The organism is Streptomyces sp. NPDC015171 (assembly GCF_043079545.1).
In the GTDB taxonomy this organism is placed as follows: Bacteria; Actinomycetota; Actinomycetes; order Streptomycetales; family Streptomycetaceae; genus Streptomyces.
The window spans coordinates 1-13,907 of sequence record NZ_JBIBUO010000012.1; the positions used below are offsets into that span (position 1 = coordinate 1).

The window sequence follows — 13,907 nt, forward strand, 5'->3', positions numbered from 1 at the left end:
CCAGCGAACCGCTCACCACCCAGCCACGCCTGCACCACATCAAGCACCCGACACGACACCGCACGCACACCCGACAGCACATCCACCGCACCCACCGCACCCACGGCATCCACGGCACCGCAGTCCCACACCACCACATCCGGAACCGGGTAGTCCTGCCCGCCCCCGGACACATCCTCCCAACGCGCCCACGACACATCCGATCCCATCGGAGTCGCCACGCGTGACCACTCGACGGTGAACGGGCGCTCCGCGGCGCTCCTGCCCGAGTCCAGCTGTTCGGCGGAGACCAGACGGCTGAGCATCGAGCCGACCGACAGCACCGGCCGACCGGTCATGTCGGCCATGGCCAGTGACAGCCCCTCGGCACCGACACGGGTCAGCCGCACCCGTACCGCCGTCGCACCCGTGGCGTGCAGGGTCACCTGGTTCCAGACGAACGGGACGACCGTGTCGTCGCCGTCACCTTCCACCAGCCCGGGGTGCAGCGAGGCGTCCAGGAGCGCCGGGTGCAGACCGAACCGGCCGGCGTCATCGTGCGCCCGCTCCGGAAGCACGACCTCGGCGAACAGTTCCTCACCCGCACCGCGCCGCCACATGGCACGCAGCCCCTGGAACACCGGCCCATAGCCGAAGCCGGCCGCCGCGAAGGTGTCATAGGCGTCCTCGACGGACACGGGCTCCACGCCCTCGGGGGGCCAGACCGACCAGTCGTACGACTCCGCGACGGCACGGGCAGCGCCGTCGGCACGGGGAGTCAGCACACCGCCGGCATGCCGCAGCCACTCCACGTCGCCGGCGTCGTCCGGCCGCCCGAACACGCCCAGGGTGCGGCGCCCCGTGTCATCGGCGGCGCCGACCTTCACCTGGACCTGGATCCCGCCCTGCTCGGGCAGGACCAGCGGGGCGGCGAGCGTCAGCTCATCCACCACGTCACAACCGACCTCGTCGCCCGCCCGAAGGGCCAGCTCCAGCAGGCCCGTTCCCGGCAGCAGCACGGTCTCCTTGACCCTGTGGTCCGCGAGCCAGGGGTGCGACTGCACGGACAGGCGTCCGGTGAGAAGGACCCCGTCGTCATCGGCGAGCGTCACGGCAGCGCTCAACAGCGGGTGCCCCGCGCTGCTCAGACCGGCGAACTTGACGTCACCGGCCCGGACGACGGGGCCGGCGGGCCAGTACCGCTCGCGCTGGAAGGCGTAGGTGGGCAGGTCGACGCGGCGGGCGCCGGTGCCTGCGAAGACTGCTTCCCAGTCGGCCTTGGCGCCGTCGACGTAGAGGCGGGCCAGGGCGGTGAGGGCGGTGCTCTCCTCGTCGCGGTCCTTGCGGAGTACGGGGACGAGAACGGCTTCACCGTCCACCGACTCGGCCGCCATGGCGGTCAGGGTGCCGTCGGGGCCGAGTTCGAGGAAACGGGTCACGCCTGCGTCGGCGAGCGTGCGGATGCCGTCGGCGAAACGGACCGCCTCACGGATGTGCCGCACCCAGTAGTCGGCGGAGCCGAGTTCCTCGGGCGTCGCGATGCGACCGGTCAGGTTCGACACGACCGGAACGGACGGCGTACCGAACGACAAGCCTTCGACCACCGCGCGGAAGTCGTCCAACATCGGATCCATCAACGGCGAGTGGAACGCGTGCGAGACACGCAGCAGGGTCGACTTGCGGCCCTCGAAGTGCGCCCCGATCTCCGCCACCGCCTCCGCGTCACCGGAGACGACCAGGGCCCGGGGGCCATTGACCGCCGCGATCGACACCGACTCGCTAAGCAGCGGGCGTACTTCCTCCTCCGTCGCCTGGACGGCCAGCATCGCACCGCCCTCGGGCAGCGCCTGCATCAACCGACCACGCGCCGCCACCAGCCGACAGGCGTCCGCAAGCGAGAACACCCCAGCCACGTGCGCTGCCGTCACCTCACCGATCGAGTGACCGGCGACGAAGTCCGGCTGCACACCGAGAGATCCGACCAGACGGAACAGCGCCACCTCCACCGCGAACAGCGCCGCCTGCGCATGCACGGTCCGGTTCAGCAGGTCGGCGTCCTCACCCCAGACCACCTCCCGCACCGACCCATCCAAGTGCTCGTCCAAACCGGCACACACCGCGTCGAACGCCTCCGCGAACACCGGGAACCGGGCATACAACTCCCGTCCCATACCAAGCCGTTGCGACCCCTGACCCGAGAACAGGAACGCCGACCTTCCGGGCCGCGTCAGACCTTCGACGACCTCCGTGCCTTTCAGGACCACCGCACGGTGGGCGAACTCCGCACGGCCGGCGGCCAGGGACAGGCCCAGGTCGACCGGCCGTACTTCAGGGTGCTCCTCGGCGTGGGCCAGGAGCCGGGCAATCTGGCCGTGCAGTGCGTCCTCCGTCTTGGCGGAGACCACCCACGGGACCACACCCGGGACCACCGCGGCCTCGTCGGCCACGGTCACGTCCTCGGGCAGTTCGAGTACGACGTGGGCGTTGGTGCCGCTGATCCCGAACGACGACACACCCGCACGACGAGCATGACCCCTCTGCGGCCACGCCCGCTCCTCCGTCAGCAGCTCCACGTCCCCGGCGGACCAGTCCACGTGCGAGGACGGCACATCCACATGCAGGGTCCTCGGAGCCGTTCCGTGCCGCATCGCCATGACCATCTTGATGACGCCCGCGACACCCGCAGCCGCCTGTGCATGCCCGATGTTCGACTTCAGCGAACCCAGCAACAACGGCACCTCACGACCCTGACCATAGGTCGCGATCAGCGCCTGCGCCTCGATCGGGTCGCCCAGCGTCGTACCCGTACCGTGCGCCTCCACCACATCCACATCAGCGGCACTCAAACCGCCACTGGCCAACGCCTGCCGGATCACCCGCTGCTGCGAAGGACCATTCGGAGCCGTCAGACCATTGCTCGCACCGTCCTGATTGACCGCCGAACCCCGCACCACCGCCAACACCGCGTGACCGTTACGGCGCGCGTCCGACAGCCGCTCCAGCACCACCATGCCGACACCCTCGGACCAGCCCACCCCGTCAGCCGCGTCCGAGAACGAACGACACCGACCGTCACTGGACAACCCGCCCTGCTTGGCGAACTCCACGAACGTCGTCGGCGTCGACATCACCGTCACACCACCGGCCACCGCCAACGCACACTCACCCGACCGCAACGACTGCGCAGCCCAGTGCATGGCGACGAGGGAGGACGAGCATGCGGTGTCCACGGTCACCGCGGGGCCTTCGAAGCCGAAGGTGTACGACACCCGGCCCGAGGCGACGCTGCCCGCGCTGCCGCTGCCCTGGTAGCCCTCGAACTCACGGCCGCCCAGGAGGTGGGCGTAGTCGTTGTACATCACGCCGGCGAAGACACCGGTCTGCGAACCGCGCAGCGACACCGGATCGATCCCGGCCCGCTCGACCGCCTCCCACGTCGTCTCCAACAGCAACCGCTGCTGAGCATCCGTCGCCAACGCCTCACGCGGACTCATCCCGAAGAAGTCCGGATCGAAATCACCCGCGTCATACAGGAACCCACCCGCCCGCGCGAACGAATCCCCCTCCACACTCCACCCACGATCCGACGGAAACGCACCCACCGCGTCCCCACCGCCCGACACCAGCCGCCACAGGTCCTCCGGCGACTCCACCCCACCCGGATACCGACACGCCATACCCACGATCACCACCGGATCATCGGCAGCCACCGCACGCACCGGCACCAGCTCACCAGCGACTGTCCGCACCCCGAACAGCTCGTCGAGGACGAATCCGGTCAGCGCGTCGGCTGTCGGACGGTCGAAGACGACGGTGGCCGGAAGGCGCAGACCGGTCGCCTTGCCCAGGCGGTTGCGCAACTCCACCGCCGTCAGCGAGTCGAACCCGAGATCCTGGAACGCACGCGTCGGGTCCACATGGGACGGATCCGTGTGGCCGAGGACGAGAGCGATCTGTTCGCGGACGAGGGCGAGTACGGTCGCACGCCGTTCGGCCTCGTCGAGCCCGGACAGCCGCTGCACGAGGCCCGCCGTGGCGGTCGGCGTGACAGCCGTGCCCCGTGCGGCGCGCGTGCGCACCAGGCCGCGCAGCAGCGCGGGGATCTCGCCCTGGGTCCGGATCGCGGCGAAGTCCAGACGTACCGGCAGTACCACGGGCCGGCCGGTGGTCAGCGCCGCGTCGAAGAGCGCCGGTCCTTGTTCGGGCGTGATGACGGGCATGCCGAGGCGGGCGATGCGTTCCACGTCCGTGTCACTCAGCGTGCCCGTCATGCCCTCGGTCCTGGCCCAGGGTCCCCAGGCCAGCGACACGGCGGGCAGTCCCTGCGCGCGCCGGTACTGGGCGAGCCCGTCGAGGAAGGCGTTGCCGGCCGCGTAGTTGGCCTGGCCCGCGCTGCCGAAGCTCGCGGCCACGGACGAGAAGACGACGAAGGCGGAGAGGTCGAGATCCTTGGTGACCTCGTGGAGGTTCCAGGCCGCGTCGACCTTGGGCCGCAGTACGGCGGCCAGCCGCTCGGGGGTGAGCGAGGTGATCACGCCGTCGTCCAGGACACCCGCCGTGTGTACGACGGCTCGGACCGGATGGCGGGCGACCAGTTCGGCGAGGGCGCTTCGATCGGTCACGTCGCACGGCTCGACCACGACTCGCGCGCCCTGGCCGGCGAGTTCGGCGACCAGTTCCGCCGCGCCCTCGGCGGCCATGCCGCTGCGGCTGACCAACAGCAGCTCCCGTACGCCGTGCTCGGCGACGAGGTGCCGGGCGATGACCCGGCCCAGCCCACCCGTGCCGCCAGTGAGCAGGACGGTCCCCTCACCGTCCCAGAGCGGCTTCGGCTCGGGGGTGGCGGGGGCTGACGTACGGGCCAGTCGGCCGGCCAGCACTGCGCCGTCCCGCACGGCCAACTGCGGCTCGTCGGAGGCGAGGAGTGACGGCAGCAGCCGGGCGGCATCCTCGTCATCGAGATCCACCAGGCCGAAGCGGCCCGGGTTCTCCGACTGCGCCGACCGCACCAGACCCCACACCGCTGCCCCGGCCAGATCCACACCAGCCGTCGCACCACACGTCACAAACACCAGACGAGAACCAGCGAACCGCTCCTCACCCAACCACGTCCGGACCAGCCCCAGCACCCGTGCCGTCACCGCATGCACCGACGCCACCACACCACCGGCACCCGCCGCACCCACCCGCACGACGACCACCTCCGCCGACCCAGCCGGCAGAGCATCAAGACCGCACTCCACGTACGCCACGGCCGTACCAGAGTCCGGCACTCGCACCGGGGACCACTCCAGTGCGAAGAGAGCCTCCCTGGTCAGGGAGTCGGCGGAGTTCAGCTGCTCGGCCGAGACGGGGCGCGTCACCAGCGACCGTACCGTCGCGACGGGCGCCCCCGTGGCGTCCGCGATGGCCACGGAGACCCCACCGTCGGCGCTTCGGGACAGGCGGACCCGGGCGGACGAGGCCCCCACGGCGTGCAGCGCCACCCCCGACCAGGAGAAGGGCACCCGGCCCTGGCCCGCCTCCTCGTCGGCGCCGAGGAAGACCGACGCGTGGAGGGCGGCGTCGAGCAGCGCCGGGTGCACGCCGAAGGCATCCTCGTCCACGTTGTCGGGCAGGGATACGTCCGCGAACACCTCGTCCCCGACCCGCCAGGCCGCGACCAGTCCCCGGAACACCGGGCCGTACGCGAACCCGGTGTCGAGAAGAGTCTCGTACATGCCGGTCACGTCCAGCCGCTCGGCACCGGCCGGAGGCCACACGGCGGCGTCGAGGGGTGCGGGTGCGGCGGTCGCGGGGGCGATCAGACCACTGGCGTGCTGCGTCCACGCGCCGTCGCCCTCACCCGCCTTGTCGGTACGGGAGTGCACACTCACGGCACGACGGCCGGACTCGTCGAGTCCGCCGACCCACACCTGGACCCGAACGCCACCCGTCTCGGGCAGGATCAGCGGGGCGGCGAGCGTCAGCTCCTCCACCTCGGGACAGCCGACCTCGTCGCCCGCCCGCAGGGCAAGCTCGACCAGCGCCGCGCCCGGCACGAGCACCGAGCCCATCACCTCGTGATCGGCGAGCCACGGGTGCGACTGCACCGACAGCCGGCCGGTGAACAGGAACCCGCCCATGTCGACCAGTTCCACAGCCGCGCCCAGCAGTGGGTGCCCCGCCGATTCGAGGCCGACGGAGCTGACATCACCACTTCGGGCGAGCGGAGCGGCGGGCCAGTAGCGCTGATGCTGGAAGGCGTAGGTGGGCAGGTCGACGCGGCGGGCGTCGGTGCCTGCGAAGAGTGCCTTCCAGTCGGTCTTGGCGCCGTCGACGTAGAGGCGGGCCAGAGCGGTGAGGGCGGTGCTCTCCTCGTCACGGTCCTTGCGGAGTACGGGGACGAGGACTGCCTCTTCGGCTGCGGATGCCGCCGCCATGGCGGACAGGGTGCCGTCGGGGCCCAGTTCGAGGAAACGGGTCACACCCGCCTCCGAGAGCGTGCGGATGCCGTCGGCGAAACGGACCGCCTCACGGACGTGCCGCACCCAGTAATCGGCGGAGCCCAGCTGCTCGGGCGTCGCGATGCGACCGGTCAGGTTCGACACGACCGGAACGGACGGCGTACCGAAGGACAAGCCTCCGACCACCCCGCGGAAGTCGTCCAACATCGGATCCATCAGAGGCGAGTGGAACGCGTGCGAGACACGCAGCAGGGTCGACTTACGGCCCTCGAAGTGCGCCCGGATCCCCTCCACCGCTTCGACGGTGCCCGAAACGACCACAGCCCGGGGGCCATTGACCGCCGCGATCGACACCGACTCGCCCAGCAGCGGGCGTACTTCCTCCTCCGTCGCCTGGACAGCCAGCATCGCACCACCCTCAGGCAGCGCCTGCATCAACCGACCACGCGCCGCCACCAGCCGGCAGGCGTCCGCGAGGGAGAACAGCCCGGCCACATGCGCTGCCGCCACCTCACCGATCGAGTGACCGGCGACGAAGTCCGGCCGCAAGCCCAGCGATTCGACCAGGCGGAACAGCGCCACCTCCACCGCGAACAGTGCCGCCTGCGCATGCACGGTCCGGTTCAGCAGGTCGGCGTCCTCACCCCAGACCACCTCCCGCACCGACCCATCCAAGTGCTCGTCCAGACCGGCGCACACCGCGTCGAACGCCTCCGCGAACACCGGGAACCGGGCATACAACTCCCGTCCCATACCGAGCCGTTGCGAGCCCTGGCCCGAGAACAAGAACGCCGTCAGCCCGGCTCGGGCGGTGCCCTCGACAGTCTCGGTGCCGTTCAGGAGCACGGCCCTGTGACCGAACTCCGAACGGGACGTCACCGACGTCCAGCCGATGTCGGCGGGCCGCAGGTCGGGACGCTCATCGGCGTAGGCGAGCAGTCGCGCGACCTGGGCCCGCAGGGCCTGTTCCGTCCTGCCGGACACCACCCACGGCACCACGCCGGGAGTGACCTCGGGTTCTTCCGCTGTCCCGGCGTGTTCCGGCAGTTCGAGTACGACGTGGGCGTTGGTGCCGCTGATCCCGAACGACGACACACCCGCACGACGGGCACGACCCGTCTGCGGCCACGCCCGCTCCTCCGTCAGCAGCTCCACATCCCCCGCGGACCAGTCCACGTGCGAGGACGGCACATCCACATGCAGCGTCCTCGGAGCCGTTCCATGCCGCATCGCCATGACCATCTTGATGACGCCCGCGACACCCGCAGCCGCCTGTGCATGCCCGATGTTCGACTTCAGCGAACCCAGCAACAACGGCACCTCACGACCCTGACCATAGGTCGCGATCAGCGCCTGCGCCTCGATCGGGTCGCCCAGCGTCGTACCCGTACCGTGCGCCTCCACCACATCCACATCAGCGACACTCAACCCGCCACTGGCCAACGCCTGCCGGATCACCCGCTGCTGCGAAGGACCATTCGGAGCCGTCAGACCATTGCTCGCACCGTCCTGATTGACCGCCGAACCCCGCACCACCGCCAACACACGGTGCCCGTTGCGGCGCGCGTCCGACAGCCGCTCCAGCACCACCACGCCGACACCCTCGGACCAGCCCACCCCGTCAGCCGCGTCCGAGAACGAACGACACCGACCGTCACTGGACAACCCGCCCTGCTTGGCGAACTCCACGAACGTCGTCGGCGTCGACATCACCGTCACACCACCGGCCACCGCCAACGCACACTCACCCGACCGCAACGACTGCGCAGCCCAGTGCATCGCCACCAACGACGACGAGCACGCCGTGTCCACCGTGACCGCAGGCCCCTCAAGGCCCAGCGTGTACGACACCCGGCCCGAAGCGACGCTGGGCGCGCTGCCGTTGGCCCTGAAGCCATCGAACTGGTCGTCTGCCAACAGGTCTCGATAGTCGGTGTACATGACGCCGGCGAAGACACCGGTCTGCGAACCGCGCAGCGACACCGGATCGATCCCGGCCCGCTCGACCGCCTCCCACGTCGTCTCCAACAGCAGGCGCTGCTGAGCATCCGTCGCCAACGCCTCACGCGGACTCATCCCGAAGAAGTCCGGATCGAAATCACCCGCGCCGTACAGGAACCCACCCGCCCGCGCGAACGAATCCCCCTCCACACTCCACCCACGATCCGAAGGAAACGCACCCACCGCGTCCCCGCCGCTCGACACCAGCCGCCACAGATCCTCCGGCGACTCCACCCCACCCGGATACCGACACGCCATACCCACGATCACCACCGGATCGTCGGCAACCCCCGCACGCACCGGCACAGGGTCCGCGGTCGCCGCATCCGCCCCGAACAGCTCGTCGAGGACCAGGCCCACCATGGCTTCCACGGAGGGGTAGTCGAAGACGACGGTGGCCGGCAGGCGCAGACCGGTCGCCTTGCCCAGGCGGTTGCGCAACTCCACCGCCGTCAGCGAGTCGAACCCGAGATCCTGGAACGCACGCGTCGGGTCCACATGGGACGGATCCGTGTGGCCGAGGACCGTGGCGGCCTGGCCGCGCACGAGGTCGACGAGGACTTCGCGTCGGTCGGCGGCCGAGAGGGCGGCCAGGGTCTGGGTGAGACCCGCCGTCGCGGGAGAGTCCGCGGCGGCCGAGCGCCGGATCCGCCTGCCGGTCCGTACGAGTCCGCGGAGCACGCCCGGGATCTCGTCCCGCGCCCGCAGGGACGCTAGGTCGAACCGTACGGGGAGGACCACGGCCTCGGGGACGCGCAGGGCGGCGTCGAAGAGTTCCGCGCCTTCCGCGTTCGTCAGCTCGGGCATGCCGGTACGGGCGATGCGCCGGACGTCGGTCTCGGCGAGTGTCCCGATCATGCCGCCGTCGCGGGTCCAGGGGCCCCAGGCCAGCGACGTGCCGGGAAGCCCGGAGGCCCGCCGGTGCTGCGCCAGGGCGTCGAGGAAGGTGTTGCCGGCCGCGTAGTTGGCCTGTCCGGGGCCGCCGAAGATGCCGGAGACGGACGAGAAGAGCACGAAGGCGGTGAGGTCGAGGTGTCGCGTCGCCTCGTGGAGGTACCAGGCGGCGTCGACCTTGGGCCGCAGTACGGCGGCCAGCCGCTCGGGGGTGAGGGAGGCGACGACACCGTCGTCCAGGACACCAGCCGTGTGGACCACGGCCCGTACCGGGTGCCGCGCGATCAGTTCGTCCACGGCACCGGGGTCGGTCACATCGCAGGCCACGATCTCGGCTTCGGCGCCCAGGCCGGCGAGTTCGGCGACCAGTTCCGCCGCACCCTCGGCGGCCATGCCGCTCCGGCTGACCAGCAGCAGCTCCCGTACGCCGTGCTCGGCCGCCAGGTGCCGGGCGATCACCCGGCCCAGTCCGCCCGTACCGCCGGTGACCAGAACCGTGCCGTCCCAGACCTCGGCGTCCGCCGCGACCGGCTCGGTCGCCGCCCGTGCCAGGCGCGGGGCCAGTACCCGGCCCTCGCGCACGGCCAGTTGCGGCTCGTCGGACGCCAGCGCGGAACCCAGCAGGCCGTACGCCTCGTCGCCGTCGACGTCCACCAGGCCGAAGCGGCCCGGGTTCTCCGACTGCGCCGACCGCACCAGACCCCACACCGCTGCCCCGGCCAGATCCACACCAGCCGTCGCACCACACGTCACGAACACCAGACGAGAACCAGCGAACCGCTCCTCACCCAACCACGTCCGGACCAGCCCCAGCACCCGTGCCGTCACCGCATGCACCGACGCCACCACACCACCGGCACCCGCCGCACCCACCCGCACGACGACCACCTCCGCCGACCCAGCCGGCAGAGCATCAAGACCGCACTCCACGTACGCCACGGCCGTACCAGAGTCCGCCACCGGGGCCCAGTCGAGGGTGAACAGGTCGTCGCGGACCGGCGTGGCCGCCGCGGCGGCGGACGTCGCTCGCAGGACGAGGGAGCCGATGGCGGCCACCGCCCCGCCGGCCGGGTCGGCGACCGCGACGGACACGGTGTCGTCGTCGGTACGCGTGACCCGTACCCGTATCGAGGACGCTCCCGAGGCGTGCAGTGCCACGCGCTCCCACGAGAAGGGCACCACGCCGCGGGGCATCCCGTTGAACGCGGTGACGTGCAGGGCGGCGTCGAGCAGGGCCGGGTGCAGGCCGAAGGGGCCGCCGTCGGTCCCCTCGGGAAGCGCGACCTCGGCGAACACGTCGTCACCCAGCCGCCAGGCCGAGCGCAGGCCCTGGAACACGGGCCCGTAGCCGAAGCCGCCCTCCGCCATACGCACGTAGAGGTCGGTGAGGTCCACCGGTTCCGCACCGGCGGGGGGCCACACCGAGGAGTCGAGGCCTGCCTCCGCCGTCGCGCTCGCCCCGGCGGAGGTCGGGGCCAGCACGCCGGTCGCGTGCCGGGCCCAGGGCTGATCGGCGGCTCCTTCGGGCCGGGAGCGGACGGTGATTCCGCGGCGGCCGGTCTCGTCGGACGGACCCACGTGCAGCTGAAGCTGTACGCCGCCGTGCTCGGGCAGAACGAGCGGCGCGGCGAGCGTCAACTCCTCCACCAGGTCGCAGCCGGCCTCGTCCGCGGCACGTACGGCCAGTTCCAGGAAGGCCGTGCCGGGCAGCAGCGTCTGTCCCAGCACCACGTGGTCCGCGAGCCACGGGTGGGTCTGGACCGACAGCCGGCTGGTGAACAGGAGGGCGTCGCCGTCGGACAGCTCGACCGAGGCGCTGAGCAGGGGGTGGTCCGCCACTTCGAGGCCGGCGGAGCGTACGTCTCCGTCCTGGGCACCCGAGACGTTCGGCCAGTACCGCTCGCGCTGGAAGGCGTAGGTGGGCAGGTCGACGCGGCGGGCGCCGCTGCCCGCGAACAGGGCGGTCCAGTCGACGGCCGTGCCGCAGACGTACAGTTCGGCCAGGGCGGTGAGGGCGGTGGTCTCCTCCTCGCGGTCCTTGCGGAGTACGGGGACGAGGACTGCCTCTTCGGCTGCGGATGCCGCCGCCATGGCGGTCAGGGTGCCGTCGGGACCGAGTTCGAGGAAACGGGTCACGCCCGCCTCGGCGAGCGTGCGGATGCCGTCGGCGAAACGGACCGCCTCACGGACGTGCCGCACCCAGTAGTCGGCGGAGCCCAGCTCCTCGGCCGTCGCGATACGGCCGGTCAGGTTCGACACGACCGGGACGGACGGCGTGCCGAAGGACAGTCCTTCGATCGCCGCGCGGAAGTCTTCGAGCATCGGTTCCATCAGCGGCGAGTGGAACGCGTGCGAGACACGCAGCAGGGTCGTCTTACGGCCCTCGAAGTGCGCCCGGATCCCCTCCACCGCCTCCGCATCACCGGAGACGACCACGGCCCGAGGGCCATTGACCGCCGCGATGGACACCAACTCGCACATCAGCGGGCGTACTTCCTCCTCCGTCGCCTGGACGGCCAGCATCGCACCGCCCTCGGGCAGCGCCTGCATCAACCGACCACGCGCCGCCACCAGCGCGCACGCGTCGGAGAGGGAGAACACCCCGGCCACATGCGCCGCCGTCACCTCACCGATCGAATGGCCGGCGACGAAGTCCGGCCGGACGCCGAGGGATTCGACCAGACGGAACAGCGCCACCTCCACCGCGAACAGCGCGGACTGCGCATGCACGGTCCGGTTCAGCAGCTCGGCGTCCTCACCCCAGACCACCTCCCGCACCGACCCATCCAAGTGCTCGTCCAGACCGGCGCACACCGCGTCGAACGCCTCCGCGAACACCGGGAACCGGACATGCAACTCCCGTCCCATACCAAGCCGTTGCGATCCTTGCCCCGAGAACAGGAACGCCGACTTTCCGGGCCTGGCCGTGCCCTGGGCGGTCGGGTGTCCGTCTAGGAGTACGGCCCGGTGGTCGAGGGCGGCGCGGCCCGCTGCGAGGGTCAGGCCGATGTCCGCCGGGCGTGCCCCGGGGTGCTGGGAGACGTGGGCCAGCAGGCGTGCCGTCTGGTCGCGGAGGGCATCCTCGGTTCTGCCGGACAGCACCCACGGCACCACGCCCGGTGCCGCATCGGGCTCGTCGGCGGCGGGCTGGTCCTCCGCCTGTTCCACGAGGACGTGGGCGTTGGTGCCGCTGATGCCGAAGGCGGAGACACCGGCGCGGCGCGGGCGGCCGGTGGCGGGCCAGTCGGTGGGCTCGGTGAGCAGCCGTACCGCGCCCGTCGTCCAGTCGACGTGCGAGGAGGGCTCGTCCACGTGCAGGGTCTTGGGCAGCACGCCGTTGCGGAGCGCCATGACCATCTTGATGACGCCCGCGACACCCGCGGCGGCCTGCGCGTGGCCGATGTTCGACTTGATGCCGCCGAGCAGCAGCGGCCGGTCCGCCGGGCGGCCCTGGCCGTAGGTGGCCAGCAGGGCCTGGGCCTCGATGGGGTCGCCGAGGGTCGTGCCGGTGCCGTGTGCCTCGACGGCGTCGATCTGGTCGGCGGTCAGCCGGGCGTCGGCGAGGGCGGCGCTGATGACGCGCTGCTGGGAGGGGCCGTTGGGGGCGGTGAGGCGGCTGCTCGCGCCGTCCTGGTTGACCGCGGTGCCGCGGATGACGGCCAGGACCTCGTGGCCGTTGCGGCGGGCGTCGGAGAGCCGCTCCACGAGCAGGACGCCGACGCCTTCGGCCCAAGACGTGCCGTCGGCGCTCTCGGCGAAGGGCTTGCAGCGGCCGTCCGGGGCGAGGCCGCGCTGGCGGGAGAACTCGGTGAACAGCCGGGGCGTCGGCATGAGGGCGACGCCGCCGGCGAGGGCCATGCCGCATTCGCCGGCGCGCAGCGCGCGGACGGCGAGGTGGAGGGCGACCAGGGCGGAGGAGCAGGCGGTGTCGACGGTGACGGCCGGGCCTTCGAGGCCGAGGGTGTAGGAGATGCGGCCGGACAGGACGCTGACGGCGCCGCCGGTCAGCAGGTGTCCCTCGGTCTCGTCGGACTGCCTGGCGAGCGAGCCGTAGTCGGTGTCGGCGCCGCCGATGAAGACGCCGGTCTGGCTGCCGCGCAGGGCGGCCGGGTCGATCCGGGCGTGCTCGACGGCCTCCCAGGCGGTCTCCAGCAGGAGTCGCTGCTGGGGGTCCATGGCGAGGGCCTCGCGGGGTGCGATGCCGAACAGGCCGGCGTCGAAGTCGGCGGCGGCGTCAAGGAAGCCGCCGTGGCGGACGTAGCTCTTGCCGGGGGTGCCCGGGGTGGGATCGTAGAGGGAGTCGGTGTCCCAGCCGCGGTCCTGCGGGAGTTCACCGATGGCGTCGGTGCCGTCGGCGACCAGCCGCCACAGGTCTTCCGGCGAGTGCACGCCGCCGGGGTAGCGGCAGGCCATGCCCACGATGGCGATCGGTTCGCCGTCCCGTGCCTCGACGGACTCCAGCCGCTGCTTGGTGCGCCGCAGGTCCGCCGTGACCTTCTTGAGGTAGTCGCGGAGCTTGTCCTCGGAGGAACCGGAGCCGGAGCCTGCGGCCTTGGGTGCCGTGGGTGCCATGGGTGGGAAAACCTC

At 71.5% G+C, this 13,907-nt stretch carries 1 protein-coding gene; it reads right to left on the reverse strand.

Annotated features, from left to right (window positions below; translation table 11 throughout):
- Positions 1-13,892 (reverse strand): SDR family NAD(P)-dependent oxidoreductase (locus ACF073_RS28775; protein ID WP_392074311.1); only part of this gene is annotated, 13,892 nt, incomplete at its 3' end.
- Positions 13,893-13,907 lie beyond the last annotated feature (15 nt).